Annotated in this window: 24 protein-coding genes and 1 tRNA gene; 19 read left to right on the forward strand and 6 right to left on the reverse strand. The window is 58.1% G+C overall.

Going from position 1 to position 14456, the window contains the following annotated elements:
- Window positions 1-53: 53 nt before the first annotated feature.
- Together JDEN_RS10670 and JDEN_RS13150 are read right to left on the reverse strand one after the other, a co-directional pair.
- Entirely contained in the window at window positions 54-596 is a 543-nt protein-coding gene (locus JDEN_RS10670; RefSeq protein ID WP_015772387.1) for an RNA polymerase sigma factor, read from the reverse strand.
- 220 nt (window positions 597-816) lie between these two features.
- Window positions 817-1803, reverse strand: coding sequence for an LPXTG-motif cell wall anchor domain-containing protein (locus JDEN_RS13150; RefSeq protein WP_015772388.1), 987 nt, complete (start codon window positions 1801-1803; stop codon window positions 817-819).
- A 550-nt stretch (window positions 1804-2353) separates the two neighbouring features.
- Between JDEN_RS13150 and JDEN_RS10680 the strand changes: the two genes are divergently transcribed.
- Together JDEN_RS10680 and JDEN_RS10685 are read left to right on the forward strand one after the other, a co-directional pair.
- The gene (locus JDEN_RS10680) at window positions 2354-3094 is read left to right on the forward strand and encodes a YceI family protein (RefSeq protein WP_015772389.1); all 741 of its coding nucleotides are present in this window, start codon (window positions 2354-2356) and stop codon (window positions 3092-3094) included.
- A gap of 164 nt (window positions 3095-3258) precedes the next feature.
- Window positions 3259-4353 carry a glycosyl hydrolase 53 family protein gene (locus tag JDEN_RS10685; RefSeq protein WP_015772390.1) on the forward strand — a complete coding sequence of 365 codons (1095 nt, stop codon included), beginning with the start codon at window positions 3259-3261 and terminating at the stop codon, window positions 4351-4353.
- Between the two features lie 114 nt (window positions 4354-4467).
- On the opposite strand, the gene JDEN_RS10690 is transcribed toward JDEN_RS10685, so the two are convergent.
- Window positions 4468-4549 (reverse strand) — tRNA-Thr (locus tag JDEN_RS10690).
- An 88-nt stretch (window positions 4550-4637) separates the two neighbouring features.
- On the opposite strand from JDEN_RS10690, the gene JDEN_RS10695 reads away from it, so the two are divergent.
- Entirely contained in the window at window positions 4638-5825 is a 1188-nt protein-coding gene (locus JDEN_RS10695) for a tyrosine-type recombinase/integrase (RefSeq protein ID WP_015772391.1), read from the forward strand.
- Window positions 5826-5871: 46 nt separating this feature from the next.
- Here JDEN_RS10695 and JDEN_RS13155 read toward each other — a convergent pair whose 3' ends face one another.
- Genes JDEN_RS13155 through JDEN_RS10710 form a run of 3 tightly spaced genes read right to left on the reverse strand, consistent with a single transcriptional unit; the run spans window position 5872 to window position 7177 of the window.
- Complete coding sequence (locus tag JDEN_RS13155; RefSeq protein WP_015772392.1) at window positions 5872-6363, reverse strand: SHOCT domain-containing protein; 492 nt, start codon at window positions 6361-6363, stop codon at window positions 5872-5874.
- A complete protein-coding gene (locus tag JDEN_RS13160) occupies window positions 6360-6740 on the reverse strand; it encodes an ImmA/IrrE family metallo-endopeptidase (RefSeq protein ID WP_015772393.1) in 381 nt (126 codons plus the stop codon). The genes JDEN_RS13155 and JDEN_RS13160 overlap by 4 nt, the downstream gene beginning before the upstream one ends.
- 8 nt (window positions 6741-6748) lie before the next feature.
- Window positions 6749-7177: a helix-turn-helix domain-containing protein gene (locus tag JDEN_RS10710; RefSeq protein WP_015772394.1), complete on the reverse strand. Its 429-nt coding sequence runs from the start codon at window positions 7175-7177 to the stop codon at window positions 6749-6751.
- A gap of 133 nt (window positions 7178-7310) precedes the next feature.
- Here JDEN_RS10710 and JDEN_RS10715 point away from each other — a divergent pair, with 133 nt between their 5' ends.
- From JDEN_RS10715 to JDEN_RS10780, 16 genes are all read left to right on the forward strand, one after another.
- Window positions 7311-7541 (forward strand): helix-turn-helix domain-containing protein, encoded by a 231-nt coding sequence (locus JDEN_RS10715; protein WP_015772395.1) that lies wholly within the window; start codon window positions 7311-7313, stop codon window positions 7539-7541.
- 78 nt (window positions 7542-7619) lie between these two features.
- On the forward strand, window positions 7620-7886 hold the full coding sequence (locus JDEN_RS10720) for a hypothetical protein (protein ID WP_015772396.1): 267 nt from the start codon (window positions 7620-7622) through the stop codon (window positions 7884-7886).
- Window positions 7883-8059 (forward strand): hypothetical protein, encoded by a 177-nt coding sequence (locus JDEN_RS13880; RefSeq protein WP_015772397.1) that lies wholly within the window; start codon window positions 7883-7885, stop codon window positions 8057-8059. Before JDEN_RS10720 ends, JDEN_RS13880 begins: the two co-directional genes overlap by 4 nt.
- 106 nt (window positions 8060-8165) lie before the next feature.
- The gene (locus JDEN_RS10725) at window positions 8166-8900 is read left to right on the forward strand and encodes a phage antirepressor Ant (protein WP_015772398.1); all 735 of its coding nucleotides are present in this window, start codon (window positions 8166-8168) and stop codon (window positions 8898-8900) included.
- Complete coding sequence (locus JDEN_RS10730) at window positions 8897-9088, forward strand: helix-turn-helix domain-containing protein (protein WP_015772399.1); 192 nt, start codon at window positions 8897-8899, stop codon at window positions 9086-9088. Before JDEN_RS10725 ends, JDEN_RS10730 begins: the two co-directional genes overlap by 4 nt.
- 101 nt (window positions 9089-9189) lie before the next feature.
- Entirely contained in the window at window positions 9190-10248 is a 1059-nt protein-coding gene (locus tag JDEN_RS13705; protein WP_015772401.1) for a hypothetical protein, read from the forward strand.
- On the forward strand, window positions 10245-10376 hold the full coding sequence (locus tag JDEN_RS14210; RefSeq protein ID WP_015772402.1) for a hypothetical protein: 132 nt from the start codon (window positions 10245-10247) through the stop codon (window positions 10374-10376). The genes JDEN_RS13705 and JDEN_RS14210 overlap by 4 nt, the downstream gene beginning before the upstream one ends.
- Complete coding sequence (locus JDEN_RS13885) at window positions 10373-10531, forward strand: hypothetical protein (protein ID WP_015772403.1); 159 nt, start codon at window positions 10373-10375, stop codon at window positions 10529-10531. The genes JDEN_RS14210 and JDEN_RS13885 overlap by 4 nt, the downstream gene beginning before the upstream one ends.
- 84 nt (window positions 10532-10615) lie before the next feature.
- Window positions 10616-10900, forward strand: a complete 285-nt coding sequence (locus JDEN_RS10740; protein ID WP_015772405.1) for a hypothetical protein — start codon at window positions 10616-10618, stop codon at window positions 10898-10900.
- Window positions 10890-11567, forward strand: coding sequence for a lambda exonuclease family protein (locus JDEN_RS10745; protein WP_015772406.1), 678 nt, complete (start codon window positions 10890-10892; stop codon window positions 11565-11567). The genes JDEN_RS10740 and JDEN_RS10745 overlap by 11 nt, the downstream gene beginning before the upstream one ends.
- On the forward strand, window positions 11567-12100 hold the full coding sequence (locus tag JDEN_RS10750; protein WP_015772407.1) for a hypothetical protein: 534 nt from the start codon (window positions 11567-11569) through the stop codon (window positions 12098-12100). The genes JDEN_RS10745 and JDEN_RS10750 overlap by 1 nt, the downstream gene beginning before the upstream one ends.
- Before the next feature lie 314 nt (window positions 12101-12414).
- Window positions 12415-12666 (forward strand): glutaredoxin family protein, encoded by a 252-nt coding sequence (locus tag JDEN_RS10760; RefSeq protein ID WP_015772410.1) that lies wholly within the window; start codon window positions 12415-12417, stop codon window positions 12664-12666.
- A 1-nt stretch (window position 12667) separates the two neighbouring features.
- Entirely contained in the window at window positions 12668-13081 is a 414-nt protein-coding gene (locus JDEN_RS10765; RefSeq protein ID WP_015772411.1) for a single-stranded DNA-binding protein, read from the forward strand.
- 117 nt (window positions 13082-13198) lie between these two features.
- A complete protein-coding gene (locus JDEN_RS10770; protein ID WP_015772412.1) occupies window positions 13199-13552 on the forward strand; it encodes a DUF7574 domain-containing protein in 354 nt (117 codons plus the stop codon).
- A 200-nt stretch (window positions 13553-13752) separates the two neighbouring features.
- Window positions 13753-14013, forward strand: coding sequence for a DUF6378 domain-containing protein (locus tag JDEN_RS13710; protein ID WP_041288482.1), 261 nt, complete (start codon window positions 13753-13755; stop codon window positions 14011-14013).
- Window positions 14003-14398, forward strand: coding sequence for a RusA family crossover junction endodeoxyribonuclease (locus JDEN_RS10780; RefSeq protein ID WP_015772414.1), 396 nt, complete (start codon window positions 14003-14005; stop codon window positions 14396-14398). The genes JDEN_RS13710 and JDEN_RS10780 overlap by 11 nt, the downstream gene beginning before the upstream one ends.
- Window positions 14399-14456 lie beyond the last annotated feature (58 nt).

A 14456-nucleotide genomic window follows, 5' to 3' on the forward strand; every position in this document is an offset into this window, starting at 1 on the left:
CGCAGTGCGCCCTCTACCCCCTGTATGTCGGCTAATCTCTTATTCTTACAGTCTTACCTGGGTGACGATGTGTCACTCACGTCACCGTCGAGCGCGTGAAGCAGGCGGCTTCGTGCCCGAGATAACGCCACTGAGGCGGCATTTGATGAAATGTTGAGCACCCCAGCATTGTCACTTGCCCCTAAACCTTCCCACGCTGAGAGCAGAAGGACTTCTCTGTCCCGGTCACTGAGCTGACGAAACGCCTGCTTGAGTCCTTCATCGTCGATGACATCGTGCATCGGGTCAATGGTTGTGTCCCGTTCCGGAAGTTCTTCCACGGGAGTGGCACGTTTTTTCCGGTGGTGGTTTGAGACAAGGAACCCTGCGGTACGAAACAGCCACTGCAATTCAAACCCGTGAGGAATGTCATCTCTACGCCGCCAGGCCACCGCGAATGTTTCGGCGGTGAGATCCTCAACGTCATCAGTATGTGCTCGCCGGAGCAGGTAGCGGTGAACAGATGTGGCGTGCTCATGGAAGAGAGCCGTGAACCACGCATCGTCCCGTGGGGCGTCGGGGTCGGCTGTGACCGGCTCCGCTGGCGATGACGACATGATGATCCTTTGGCTGGACAACTCTCCACGCCCATTATGCGTCGAGGTGGTGACATTTCCCCACACCACTCAGCGTACTTCTACGATTCCTTCGCTCTTCTTTGAGAAAACAGGTATGGGCCTGGTGTTTTCACACCAAGCCCACACATTGTTCTGACAGGTGGTTGTCACATCGTTGCGGCGCTGATCGTCTGGTTGTCAGCGAAGTCCTTGAGGCCTCTTACGCTCGACGGGCAATCCGGAAGATCGCGAACCCTGCACCCAGGAGGGACAGCGACAACACAATGACAGCGATGAGGGTTGCTGACGCTCCGGTCTCCGCGAGCGTCGGGTCTTGCGGCCCGGCGACCGCTCCGGCCACTGATTCATCGTCTGCGTCATCTGTGGCGGCCACGGTCACCCCGTCTCCATCGGTGACAACACTTGCGGGGTTGTCTTGCACTGTCCCTGCAACACCTTCATCGGGGGTCAGCCCGGGTTCGGAACTGTCTGGTGATGCGCCGGTTGGGTCTGCAGGTGTGCCTGGATCATTGCTGGGGTCAGTTGTTTCCCCTGGCGCAGGGTCGGTGGGGTCTGTTGACGGTTCCGACACTGGGGTGTCGTCAGGGTCGGTGGGGTCTGCGGTGGGATCAGTGGGGTCCGGGGTGGGGTCCTCGTCAGAGGCCACCGGAGGTGCAGTTGGAGTCGTCAGTTGAGGGGTGTCTGTGGTGGTGAAAGGTCCGCAGACTTTCTTCCCAGCCGTTTTTCCTTCACCAAAGTGGTCGTTGTAGGAGTTCACTTGCACCCAGGACACACAGGTACGACCATCAAGGTCGAGCCCTAGATCCTCCCATGACACAAATTTCTCCCCGATGAGGTCTGCTGCTTGCGCCCTGGTCATGGGTGATCCGTCTGAGCATTCGGGGTGGCGATCAGGGTTGCTGCATTTTCCTTCGATGTGGAACCCCGTGGACGAAGGGGTTGCTGTCCGCTGGGTCGATGAGGTGTAGCGAACATTGACGTGCCAGTGATCACCGAAGGTTTGGCCGTCAGTGAGGTGGATACCCGTGGTGGTCACGGTGTATCCGTCAAGCGTGTAGAGCACAGAACCAGTGTCAGGCGTGTCGCCGGAGGATGCGAAGACGGGAAGCGCTGTTGCCCCCATGAGAGCGGCGGCGAGCGCGCCGACGCCTACCATTCGTTGTACCCGTGACATTGTGATCGCCATTGTTGACACCAATCCGCACTGGCGGCCGTTGCGGTCCGCCTTGACTCATCCGACTGCACATTTATGCAGTCGCGATCTCCCCCGAGATCGCTCCATACATACGGCGCTTTGGCGCAGTCAACAATGGTGACTACAGCACATCCTTGCTGATGGGGAGAGGTACACACCTATGCGTTACTGTGAGCTACAAAGAAAGCAGGTGAAATTGGCGGGTGAAATCATGAATGATCCGAGAATGCTCGCACTGCGAGATACTTAGCGCCCCATAACGGGCATAGTGAACTTCCCCAAGATGCTTGTTCGCAATTTTGGCAAGGTGTTTCACATGGTGAGTTCTGCATCGACATCGGCATGGACAACATGGGCGGTGTCTTATCAGCCGAGACGACCGTCACTGACGCTCGTCACAATAATGCGCATATTATGCATGGCACTGCATAGATTTTGTGGTGCGCCCAGTGGTTCCTCAGGAAAGCGCTTTAGCGTACAAAACGTGCGTGCAACTGCACGTTGACGTGTGCACTGATTCCACACCCGCGAAAGGATCACCATGAGCACCACGCCATCCAACCCCCAACAGTCGTCACGACGCCGGGGCATCATCATCACCATCGCCGTCCTTGTTGTCCTTGGCCTGCTCCTGGCCTTTGTCGGCCCCATCATTTACCGCGACTACATTGTTGGTGAAGCCCCAGCCGCGCCCACGGTCACAGCAAGGACTACCGAGCCAGGCAATGGCACGGGCAGTGGCACCAAACAAGCCCAACTCACTGACGCATCGGGAAGCTGGACAGTAGGAACAGGCTCCTACGCAGGGTACCGAGTTGACGAAGTCCTCAACGGCACCGACGTCACAGTTGTAGGCCGCACCAACAACGTGACCGGAACATTAACAGTCACTGACCACACCCTCGACTCAGGCAGCATCACCGTCGATACCGCATCCATCGCCACGGACGAGGAACGTCGTGATGACTACTTCCGGGAAAACACTCTCAAGACAGCCGATTTTCCCACGGCCGTGTTTACCCTCACTGAACCCGTTGACGTCACCGAACTCCTCACCAACGGCGAGATATCCGCCATGCCTGTCGCTGGCGAACTCACCATCGCGGGAGAAACACAACCAGTCACAGCCGAACTTCAAGCAGCCGTCGACGGGAACAGCATACAAGTTGCCGGGAACATCCCCATCACCTTTGCCGACTTCGGGGTCCAGGCACCAAACCTAGGGTTTGTCAGCGTCGAGCCAAGCGGGTCAGTGGAGTTCCTCCTTCAACTCACCCAATAGGTCAATCCACGACACGCGTACACATGCACACTGGGAGCGGGCACAGTTGCGTGCACGGTAGGCCCCCGCTGATAACAGCGTGCCCATGACAGAGAGCACAGAGAAGGCTAGATTAGTCTGTGACCGGTCACAGACGATCGGCGTTCTCAACGGAGAGGAACACCATGCACGCAACGACGCGAGCAGTCACCACCACACGCCAACCGCGACAACGCGCCACACTGGCAGTCATACTCACAGTGCTCATTGCCCTGACCTTCGCGGTCACCAGTCCACACGCCACACCCCCAGCCCACGCCGCCCCACCATTCGCCAAAGGCGCTGACATATCCTGGATCCCCGGGATGGAAGCCCAGGGACACACCTGGAAAGACAAGTGGGGAACCACCCGCGACGTCCTTGACATTCTGCGCACGGATTACGGAATCGAGTCCGCCCGCATCCGCGTGTGGGTCAACCCATCCACGGATTACGCAAACGGCTACCTCAACACCGAACAAGCGGCGCGGCTCGCCCAACGAGCAAAAAACAAAGGCATGCGCGTCATGCTCACCCTCCACTACTCCGACTCCTGGGCTGACCCCGGCCAACAAACCAAACCAGCGGCATGGGCCCGACTCACAGATCAACAACTCATGGACACCATCTGGACCTACACGCGGTCAGTGCTCACAACAATGCGCAGCTACGGTGTCACACCTACGTGGGTACAAATCGGAAACGAAACAAACGACGGCATGCTGTGGCCCAACGGCCGCGCATCCGCATCCACCACAGCGATGCGGAACTATGCCTACTTCGTCACCACCGGTCACAACGCCGTGAAATCCATTGACCCCTCGATCACAACTATCGTGCACCTCGCCAACGGGGACAACGCCTCCCTCTACACCTGGAACATTGGTGGCATCATCGCCCACGGCGCCCAGTTCGACGCGATCGGCATGTCGCTCTACCCCACAGCGTCAACCTGGTCCGGTGCAGTCGACAGCGCAACAGCGAACATGCGCAACCTGAAGTCACAGTACGGAAAAGATGTGATCGTGTCAGAAATTGGCCTACCATACAACCAGCCTGCGGCCACACGAAGCTTCATCACGAAGATCATTCAATCCACAAGTAGCGCGGGTGGACTTGGGGTTTTCTATTGGGAACCAGCGGCCACGCCCGGTTACAACGGCGGGTACGACAAAGGCGCCTGGGGGACCAACGGTCGCCCCACATCGGCTCTTGAAGGTTTTTGGGCCACAGTGTCCTGACCACGCTTGACGATGCGCCGCCACTCGGCCACAGTGACGTGAAAAGCCCCGAAACCAGACAAGGTTTCGGGGCTTTTCAGACGTTACTGATTCTTGGTAAACCACTGGTGCTGCTGGAGCCGCCTACGAGAATCGAACTCGTGACCTTTTCATTACGAGTGAAAAGGTTATACCCTGGAAGTGGCCCAAGAACCGCAGAAACACGCCACTCCGCTACGCTGACGATCGCTAGATACCGTAGGCTATGGCTACCGACATGGCTACCACGAAAAGGAGGCCCCACGATGGCGACCAGACCAAAGGGCGCAGGCTCCCTCTACTACTCCGCCGACGGCAGATGGCGCGGCACCATCGAAGCCGGATGGACCGCAACCGGCACCCGGCGAAGAATCACAGTCTCCGCAAAAACCAAAGCCGAAGCCCAACGCAAGATGCGCGACCGCGAAAGAGAAATCGCCCGCAACGGCATCCCCACCGAAGGATCACGACGAGCCACCACAGTCAAAGCATGGGCAGAAGAATGGCTACCCCTACAAGAACGCACACTACGCCCACAGTCATACGCCTCCACCCGATCAGCCGTCACCAAGTGGATAATCCCCACCATCGGCCACGTCAAACTCGCCACCCTCAACCCCGGGCACATCAGGTCCGTACACAACGCCGTGCGGGACGCGGGACTCAAACCATCATCCGCTGTCCGCACACACGCAGTCCTCATGGCCCTACTCAACGACGCCCTCACCGAAGGAGGCCACACAGTCCCCGACGCACCCCTGAAGGTCTCCGGCCCAAAGGCAGGGAAATCCACACGCGACGCTATCCCACTAGAACACGCACTCATCGTCCTACAAGCCGCACTAGCCCGCCCGGACGCCTCCAGGTGGGTCGCAGCCCTCCTGCAAGCCCTGCGCCCTGCCGAAGCGCGCGGCCTCACATGGGCGCACATCGACTTCGACGCTGACACCATTGACATCTCCTGGCAGCTCAAACCCGTCCCCTACAAGACACCGCGTGATCGCACGTCAGGCTTCCGCGTCCCAGACGACTACGAAGCCACGCACTTGGTGGACTCTTACCACCTCGTGCGACCTAAAACCGATTCAGGGCAGCGCATCATACCAATGGTGCCATGGATGAAAGCAGCCCTGCTCGCCTGGCGGGAGGCCCAAGGGGGTTCACCCTACGACCTTGTATGGTGCCGCGCGGACGGTAGACCTCTCACGGATAAGCAGGACGTGGCAGCATGGCGCACCCTCTGCGAAACGGCGGGCGTACCAGCCTACGACCTCTACGAAGCCCGCCACACGGCAGCGACCCTACTACGCAAAGCAGGCGTGGACGACGAAACGATTATCGCGATCATGGGACACGCCACCATCCTCTCCACAAAGGCTTATCTCCACTCTGATACTGAGCGGGCACGTGAAGCCCTCCAAAAAGTCGCCCAAGCCCTACAACTCGAAGCATAAACAAAGCCCCCACCCATCATCGGGTGGGGGCCTTTTTGTGTTCTCATCACTCCTGCACGCTCACCCTTCCTCTGAATGTGTCACCGTCAAGATAGATTGAGCACGTCCACTCGTTGCGGATCATGGCACCAAAAGAATTTTCAGAGTCGACTGCTCCAGTAACTTCCCACTTGAGCACTCCAGTGCTCTTCACAACTTGATCAGAGTATTTCGCAGTTGACGGGGCTTTCAGTTGTTTGTCGACCCATTGCTCACACATGCTTGTGACTTCCCAGTCTCTGACCTCGTCATCTTTCGCGTCATCGTCTCCGAGTGACCCAAAGAAGGCAAGGGCAGCAACGATGCCTATTGGCCACACAATCCATTTCCAAGTGCTGTTTGGTTTTTCATCGCCTGGCAGCGTAGTGGCGACTATCTCCGGGGTTGCCGCTTCCAACTTTTCCTTCTCACGCTTAAATTCTTCCAGCGTGATTGCCCCAGACTGGTAGAGAGCAATGAGGGCCGACAGCTTGTCAGGCGGTTCCTTCTGGTCACTCATGCCGCTTTGCCTTTCATCCACTGAAGCCAGATTTTTAGCATCTTCCTTGATACTCGCAGTTCACCCGCTATCGATGGGTGGCACCCATCGTGTAGGGATTCTGCTATTGCATACTCTATCGGCTCGATAAGTAGGCGCGCGGCGTACATGTCGGCCCGTGTTTCGTCGCGTGGACTGTCGTGCCGTGTGCGCAGGTCGTGGCCGTAGTGGACGTGGCCTAGCTCGTGGGCTAAGACTTCCCGCTGGAAGCCTTCCGGTAGCCGGGAGTTGATTACCACGTCCTGCCCGGTGGCGAGATACCCGTACATGCCCTCATGTAAGGGGAGGAAGTACACGCGGCACCCCAAGAGTGCCGCGTGCTCCATGAGTTTCTGCATTGTCCTCCTTAGTCATCCCACTGGGACTCGTCAAACTCCCGGTGCGTCCCGTCATTCTTATAGGCCGCGACATTATCCGGGACCACTGACAAGTGCGGTGGCAAGTCTGAGTCGATAGGGCCAGTGATCGCTTCACCCGCTTGCCCTCCCACAAGACGCCGCCAAACCTCCTCCGCGATCTCCTCATCCGAAGCCTCCGTGAGCGACTTTGATTGCGCACTAGATGCAATATCGTCCGCAGTGACAAGCCCTGAGATCACTAGCGCTTCAAGCACGTCTCGCTTGTAAGCGCGCGCTATCTTCACCATTTCTGGGGGGCTTAGGTATCCGCGCTCGATCTGCCGGTTGAGAGTCGAGGGGGTGACCCCGGCGCGTGTGCAGAGGGCGTTGTATGTGGCTTCCCCACGCACTTCTTCAAGCCAAGTGATTGTGTCCATGCCTCTACTGTACACAAGATTTGCGCTCCGCAAAAGAAGTTTTGCGATAACGCTTGACAAGGGTTGCGGAGTGCGGATAGTGTCTTGCATATCGCAAAGAAAGCATTGCGAACCGCAACGATTGGAGAATCCAGTGGGCCAGCCCCAAGCGCAACTCACCAAAGAGTTTCTAGACAGAGTCGCAAGCACAGGACTCACAGACTCAGCAATTGCAGCAGCAATCGGAGTCACCCGCCAGTACTACAGCCAAGTAAAACTCGGCAAAACTTCCCCGTCAGTCGCCTTCATTGTTGGCGCAATCCGAGCGGGCCTCGCTAAGAACTTCAGCGAAGTAGCTGAACCAGCGCAAAGCATCGCCGCCTAACCCCCCTCCCCCTGTTTCACCAAGACCGTCGTACGGCGGCACCCACACTGTGTGGGCCTTGAACTGAAAGGCACTTCCATGTCTGAAACGAGTTTCGTCAAGCTTCGTCGCATCATCCGTGCTGAGTCCCTGCAAATGGGCATCAAAATGTCCAGCCGGGCAGCTGACCGTATCGCAGGGCAGCTTCTCGAGGCGGAAGCTTTCAAAGCCTGGTGCGCGGACATTGACGCACGCGACGTAGAACTTTTCGGGTCGATCAGTGAACCGCACTCGGACCCCACGGCACGCACAGCAATCCAGCGCATCCTCCGCAAGCAATTCCAATTAGAAAGGCAAGCAGCATGAACACCGACAAGTACACTCCGCGTCACGCGAAGCCCGGCTGGAATGTGGAGCACACGATCTACCAGCGGGCATTCCATGAAGGGATCGCAGCACGACGCCTAAAACAAGGCATCACACCACGACACGCAAGGGACGAAGGCCCCGTGAATCCTGATGTGGTTACTGCGGCTTGAGCGGAGATGATTTTTTTCGCTGTATCCCGCTAGAGATAGCACCCCGATAAACCAAAGCCCACCAGTGGTCGCTGGTGGGCTTCGACATTCCCAAAAGGAAACAGTAATGACCAGTTTACAGCCGTTCGTGTACGGCACTCAAGAAATACGAACCATCATGGTCAACGATGAGCCAGCCTTCATCACCCGGGACTTACTAGAGGCGCTAGATCTCAACCGCTCATCCATCGCCCTACTCGATGATGACGAAAAGGGAGTACACACTGTGTACACCCCCGGAGGCATGCAAGAAATGGGGTACGTGACCGAGGCAGGCATGTACTCACTAGTGCTTAAGTCCCGCAAACCCGAAGCCAAAGCCTTCAAGCGGTGGATCACTCACGAAGTCCTCCCCCAAATCCGGCGCACTGGCGGCTACACAATGGCACCACGGTCATACGCCGAGGCTCTACGCGCACTTGCTGACGTCGAAGAACGGAAAGAGCTTCTAGAGAGCGAGGCGAAAGCAAACGCCCCGAAGGTCCTTTTCGCTGATTCGGTGGCTGCATCACAGTCCACGATCTTGATTGGCGAGCTGGCGAAGATTCTCCGCGGTAATGGGGTGGATATCGGCCAGAACCGCTTGTATGAGCAGCTTCGTGAGGATGGTTTCCTAATCAATCGACGTGGCAGTGATTGGAACATGCCCACACAGAAAGCGATGGACTTAGAACTTTTCCGCATCAAAGAAACCGCCATCAGCCACTCTGACGGTCATATCTCAATCAACAAAACAACAAAAGTTACCGGCAAAGGACAAGAGTACTTCATCAACCGGTACCTGAAGGAGGCCACGGCGTGAGTAAGCAAGTTTACAGCGTGAAGGAAGCCGCTGAGGCCTTTGGTGTGTCGCGGGATGTCATCACGCGGGCCATTAACGCCGGTGACCTCGAAACTTTGGATCCGCGTGTGCATGGGAAGCCTGTGAGTGTGCGTCTTGTCGCAGCTGACGAGCTTTGGCGGTGGATGCGCAATGAACCGCGATCTTAAGGGGGCCTGATGGGTAACCCGTATGAGTCTTGGTTGGCGAACGAGGTGGACCGCCGCTGGGAGAGAACACAATCTGAAAACGAAATCGAATCTGAGGAATCATGAGAACCCAAATTGTTGGGGCCGCAACAGCGGCCCTTTTTCTTTGCCCAATTCCTGCGCTCGCGGGCGGCAGCGATAGCCCTACCCCGTACACGGTTGGTGTGGAGGGGATCACCTTCCCTGCACCGTTGGAAGCGCACGGGCACGTGAACATCCGCACCGAGCAGGGCAACTTTGGTGTGCATTTTGACCCGAATAACGGTCACCCGGGCGGGCAATGGATCGGCGAGAGCTTTATGCCGTGGAGTGCTTTCAGTGACCAGCCTTTGTGCGTCGAGTGGGTGCAGGTGGCGGAGTTCAATGAGCACTTCGGTGAGGGCGGACAGTCACCCGTTGGGCCTGGGTGCGTGCCTTCCGTCGAGGAGCCGCTGCCAGAACCAACACCTGAACCAGAGCCAGAACCAACAGAGGAACCGACTGAGGAACCCACACAAGAACCGACACCTGAGCCGGAACCTACTCCCGAACCAACCCCGGAGCCGGAACCCACACCGGAGCCCACCCCAGAGCCTGAGCCGGAAGAACCCACTGAGGACCCCGCCCATGAACCAGAACCAGACCCCCAACCAGACCCCGAACCCGAGCCCGAACCCGAGCCCGAACCCGAGCCTACGCGTCCGGAGAAACCAGCCCCGCAATGGTACGGCGACAAGTCATACGACTGTGAATCCGGGTTGGTCACGGTCCACGATTACAAGGCTGACTGGGTGTGGGACGACGGTGAATGGGTCCTCGGTGAGTTTGAGTATGTCTCCGAGACAACCGGGCCAATCGACCAACCCGTCTGCGACGACAGCAGCGAGGACCCGGTTGATGAAGGGGTGGGAGAGGCCATCGTGGTCGACCGCCCACACCCCGTGGACCCTGACCCATCACCTGCACCAAGCGCGCCTGCATCAGACCAGCAGGGTGATGACCATAAGCCTGCACCTGCACCATCAGCTGAGACTGGCCGGACTGTCCTAGCCGAAACCGGCGTAGAGGACAAGCTAGTCGCCGCCGCCGCACTGCTCTTCCTCGGTGGTCTCGCGCTCCTCACATTCCGGGGACGCAAATGAAACGCCACCTCCCAGCGATCTTCACCATCCTACTCATCGTCGCGACCCTACTCATCTGGGCAGGACTCGCACACGTCCTACAAATCCCCCTCTGCGACCCCGCACTCACCCTGGAGGAATGCACATGACTAGGCCATTCGGACACGCATTCCTGACCGAACTAGCGCACCTCCTCGACGTCCACATCGACGGTACCCAAGACGCCGACGACGTAGAACGCCACATCGCTCAAGCCCTTTACCTACACATCCAGAACGGACCCAACCATCATGACCGACTTTGACCAGAACCTACGCGACAAAGGCCTCACAGACGCCGAAATCTGGGCAGGCTACACACGACTAATCGACGCACTCAAGGAGATGGCATGAGCATCAAGAGAATCGCCGCGCACCTGGCCCCAATCGGGGAGGCGTACGACACCACGATCACAGGGCAAACTTTTCGCGTAACTGACATCGCGTACGAAGCCATGGCTCACTACGACGGTGTGCAAACAGCGTGCTTCGCCATTGGCATCACCCACGCCGGTGAGTACAAAACCACCGAGATCGACCTGACAGAACCACCCGCATGGTGTCCACCAACGCCGGTGTGGTTCGCAGAAATCGCCTCCGACATGGAAAACCAGGTGAAACACAATGCCGCTTAAAACCTACACCGACCTCGTGCAAGGCACACAAGAATGGCTGGACGCAAGGTGCGGCATCATCACCGCGTCCGTCGTGGGCAAGCTCATCACCCCGTCCACCCTGAAACCGGCGTCAAATGACACGGCGCGCGGGGTGATGAAAACCCTCATCGCCGAGCGCCTCACCGACTATGTGGAGCCAATCCGCCCGACCGCTGACATGGAGCGAGGCACTTTTGACGAGCCAATCGCACGCAGCATTTACGCCGAGCATCACGCACCAGTGCAGGAGGTCGGCTTCATGGTCCGCGACGAATGGGGAACAAAAATCGGGTACTCACCTGATGGCCTCGTGGGTGATGACGGGCTGATCGAGGTGAAGTCCCGGAAGCAGCGCTACCAGCTCGACACGATCCTCACGGGTGAAGTGCCGAGCGTGCACATGGCTCAAATTCAGTGCGGGTTACTCGTGTCTGGGCGGGATTGGCTGGACTACATCTCCTACCGCGATGGCATGCCGCTGTGGACTAAGAGAGTCCATCCTGACCCGCGCTGGCACGAAGCGATTATCACCGCCGCGCAGGCTTTCGAGTCCCTGGCGACAAGCATCACTGACCAATACCTACGCGCCATCGAGGGCCTACCGCCGACGGAGCGCATCGACTACGACATGATGGAGATTTTCTGATGGACCTGACAGAGACCATTACACCGAAGTCCGACCAGCTGGATGCGGTGGACCTGCAAGTGTCCGGGCCTCGTACTTTCACGATCGAGAGCGTGAGCAAGGGGAACCGTGAGCAGCCCGTGAACATCCGCCTTGTGGGTCTTGACCGGGTGTGGCGACCGTCTAAGTCTATGCGCCGCGTCCTGGTGTCCGGGTGGGGGCCAGACGGGTCAAAATACGCCGGCAAGCGGCTGACTCTTTTCTGCGACGAGAAAGTGAAGTACGCGGGTGAAGAAGTCGGCGGTATCCGCATCTCGCACATGTCTGACCTCGCTAAAGCGCCTTTGACGACAGTGCTGATCGTGTCCCGCGGGAAATCTACGGTGTACACGGTGCAGCGGCTTACGGAAGCCCCACAGGTCACGGCGGACATGATCGCCGCGTGCACAGACGAGGCGACCTTAAAGCAGTGGTGGGGGTCAGCTTCACCAGACCTGCAACCCGCCATTGTCGCCCGCGTCGAAGCCCTACGTGCTGGAGGTGAAGCGGGGTGAGGCTGATTTATACGTGGCCGATCATCGATGATTCGCTGTCTCGGCGGGATCTTCGACGTGAAGGCCTTGATGAGTATAAGCACTTCGCGCATGCGGCTGGTTTCCGGGTCATCGGGAGGCCAGCCGTTCTTTTTTCCCAGACAGCCGATGGCCCAAGGCTGCGGATCAGTGCGGAGGTGGCGCGTGGACGCGACAGAAAAGTGGCTTGAACGAAACCAGGACCGCGTATGGCTCCTCACCGTACTCGCAAGAGGCATCGAGAAGCGATTCGGTGACACACCCGCACTACAAGCAAAAAGAAGGGCAGAAATCGCATGACCGTCATCCTCTACACCCAACCGGGGTGTGGGCCTTGTGTCGCCCAAGCACGGGCACTGACTAAGCACGGCATCACTTTTGAGACCGTGAATATCCGCGAAACCCCTGAAGCAGCCGAGCGTATCGCTGCCCTGGGCGCGACCTCCACACCCGTCATCGAAGTCACCACACCCCTCGGCTCCTGGTACTGGGCTGGCTTCAGCCTTGACAAGACCAAACACCTACAACAACTACAGAACGGACAATGAAATGGCACAGATCAGCTTTCAAGGCCGCATCATCGGGCAACCCGAACTCAAATTTTCGCAGGCAGGCAAACCCCTACTGCGCTTCCGCACGGTGGAAAACTCACACCGCCAAATCGACGGCGAATGGAAAGACGTAGGTGCCGCGTGGCGTGACGTAACCGTCTTCGGGAAGCAGGCTGAGCACCTTGCCGAGCACCTCGCAGATAAGCAAATCGTCGCTATCTCAGGCCGCTTGGATGCCCGTGAGTGGGAGAAGCAGGACGGGACGAAGCAAACCTCTTTCGAGGTCCTAGCCGACGTCGTGGGCATCGTCCCCGCCCGACAACAAGCCCCAACCCAGCCGCCCACTCCCTCCCCCGCACCTGACCCGTGGGGCGCACAAAACGGCGGCTTCCCAGAGAAAGCACCCTTCTGATGAAAGCCATACCTCTCACCTGCGGGGTGTGCGGCCTCGATATCCAATACTCACCCATGCCACGCACACAGCAAAAGCTGGTGTACCGGCACCAACAAAAGTGCAAAGGACGGAAAAATGCCTGACCTCGAAAGCCCACTAAGCGGCCACTTCTACTGCTCACCAGAAGTAAAGGAAGGTACGCGAGGATGGCGAGAAGTCGTCGCACTCGGGGACGCGATCTACGAATGGGGTCTTATCAGCGTCTACTGGAGTCCCCAAAACCGCCGCTATTTCTGGCACGCAGACACCGGGTGCTCTTGCAACGGGTGGGGTGAGAACCTCACGAGCATGGCGGACTTCAACGACGGAGACAGAAACGCTGTCAGGTCCGCCCTTCGCGGCTTCGCGCAAGAGCACCCATACTACGCATCCGAAAGCCAACTGGCCGAAGCACTCAACACACTCGCCAACTTCAAGGAGGACCAGTGAGCGACTTCAAACCAGGCGACCGAGTGCGGGTGAAGGCAAACCACACCGTACATGGAGGCAGAGAGGCATGGATCAGAGAGAGCTCAGATAGCTGCTGTGGCTATGAGGTCCTTTTGGAAGGCGCGAAGGAAACCGTTTGGATTCCTCCTTCATATCTCATATCGCTAGCTACAACCACACCCCCTGTCCGTGAGGTCACTTTGACGACAGCGGCTTCCCTGATTTCTGGGGACCGCGCCAAAGACTACGGTGATGCGGCTGAGTCTTTCACGAGACTAGCCGCACTCTGGACCCCCATCCTCGGCGTGGATGTGACCCCGGAGCAGGTTGCCCTGTGCCTTACCCAGCTGAAAATCTCCCGCCTTGTCGGCACCCCCGGTCACACAGACTCGTGGGTGGACGCGGCCGGATACATCGCACTCGGCAGCGAAATCGCAGCACGGGGGCGTGATGAAGGTTGATTTCCTGATCCCACAAGCGATGATCCTCACATCGAATCAAAGACTGAATCCGCATGTGAAGGCAAAGAAAACGAAGGCCCTGAGACAACTCGCTGAGAGTGAATCTCGGGGCCTTCGTGGTCCCACCCCATGCCGCGTCATCGCCTGGCTTGGGTTCCAGGACAGACGCCGACGGGACGCCCCAAATTGGTGGCCAACGATCAAAGCGCTCATTGACGGGATGGTCGACGCCGGGGTGTGGGAAGACGACAACTCAACGATCATTCAAGGCCCTGACCACAGAATCCTTGACTACCGGTGCCAGAAAGGACACGTCTACGTGTCCATTGAAATAGGGCCACCTGAACCTGCGCGTTCAAGTTTTCTTGAACACGCAAAAAGTTGAACACCCCTTTTCTGGGTTGATCTTGCACCCCCACTTTTTGGGGGTGCTTGGCGTATCC

This window comes from Jonesia denitrificans DSM 20603, assembly GCF_000024065.1.
Taxonomy (GTDB): Bacteria; Actinomycetota; Actinomycetes; order Actinomycetales; family Cellulomonadaceae; genus Jonesia; species Jonesia denitrificans.

Excerpts from the sequence above, each read along its gene's own strand:
- JDEN_RS10720 (WP_015772396.1), top strand. The coding sequence starts at position 7,620 with ATGTCTGAAACGAGTTTCGTCAAGCTTCGTCGCATCATCCGTGCTGAG.
- JDEN_RS13150 (WP_015772388.1), bottom strand. The coding sequence starts at position 1,803 with ATGGCGATCACAATGTCACGGGTACAACGAATGGTAGGCGTCGGCGCG.
- JDEN_RS10685 (WP_015772390.1), top strand. The coding sequence starts at position 3,259 with ATGCACGCAACGACGCGAGCAGTCACCACCACACGCCAACCGCGACAA.
- JDEN_RS10740 (WP_015772405.1), top strand. The coding sequence starts at position 10,616 with ATGAGCATCAAGAGAATCGCCGCGCACCTGGCCCCAATCGGGGAGGCG.
- JDEN_RS13155 (WP_015772392.1), bottom strand. The coding sequence starts at position 6,363 with ATGAGTGACCAGAAGGAACCGCCTGACAAGCTGTCGGCCCTCATTGCT.
- JDEN_RS10745 (WP_015772406.1), top strand. The coding sequence starts at position 10,890 with ATGCCGCTTAAAACCTACACCGACCTCGTGCAAGGCACACAAGAATGG.
- JDEN_RS10750 (WP_015772407.1), top strand. The coding sequence starts at position 11,567 with ATGGACCTGACAGAGACCATTACACCGAAGTCCGACCAGCTGGATGCG.
- JDEN_RS10680 (WP_015772389.1), top strand. The coding sequence starts at position 2,354 with ATGAGCACCACGCCATCCAACCCCCAACAGTCGTCACGACGCCGGGGC.
- JDEN_RS14210 (WP_015772402.1), top strand. The coding sequence starts at position 10,245 with ATGAAACGCCACCTCCCAGCGATCTTCACCATCCTACTCATCGTCGCG.
- JDEN_RS13705 (WP_015772401.1), top strand. The coding sequence starts at position 9,190 with ATGAGAACCCAAATTGTTGGGGCCGCAACAGCGGCCCTTTTTCTTTGC.
- JDEN_RS10670 (WP_015772387.1), bottom strand. The coding sequence starts at position 596 with ATGTCGTCATCGCCAGCGGAGCCGGTCACAGCCGACCCCGACGCCCCA.
- JDEN_RS10760 (WP_015772410.1), top strand. The coding sequence starts at position 12,415 with ATGACCGTCATCCTCTACACCCAACCGGGGTGTGGGCCTTGTGTCGCC.
- JDEN_RS10780 (WP_015772414.1), top strand. The coding sequence starts at position 14,003 with ATGAAGGTTGATTTCCTGATCCCACAAGCGATGATCCTCACATCGAAT.
- JDEN_RS10695 (WP_015772391.1), top strand. The coding sequence starts at position 4,638 with ATGGCGACCAGACCAAAGGGCGCAGGCTCCCTCTACTACTCCGCCGAC.
- JDEN_RS13880 (WP_015772397.1), top strand. The coding sequence starts at position 7,883 with ATGAACACCGACAAGTACACTCCGCGTCACGCGAAGCCCGGCTGGAAT.
- JDEN_RS10770 (WP_015772412.1), top strand. The coding sequence starts at position 13,199 with ATGCCTGACCTCGAAAGCCCACTAAGCGGCCACTTCTACTGCTCACCA.
- JDEN_RS10725 (WP_015772398.1), top strand. The coding sequence starts at position 8,166 with ATGACCAGTTTACAGCCGTTCGTGTACGGCACTCAAGAAATACGAACC.
- JDEN_RS13160 (WP_015772393.1), bottom strand. The coding sequence starts at position 6,740 with ATGCAGAAACTCATGGAGCACGCGGCACTCTTGGGGTGCCGCGTGTAC.
- JDEN_RS10765 (WP_015772411.1), top strand. The coding sequence starts at position 12,668 with ATGGCACAGATCAGCTTTCAAGGCCGCATCATCGGGCAACCCGAACTC.
- JDEN_RS10710 (WP_015772394.1), bottom strand. The coding sequence starts at position 7,177 with ATGGACACAATCACTTGGCTTGAAGAAGTGCGTGGGGAAGCCACATAC.
- JDEN_RS13885 (WP_015772403.1), top strand. The coding sequence starts at position 10,373 with ATGACTAGGCCATTCGGACACGCATTCCTGACCGAACTAGCGCACCTC.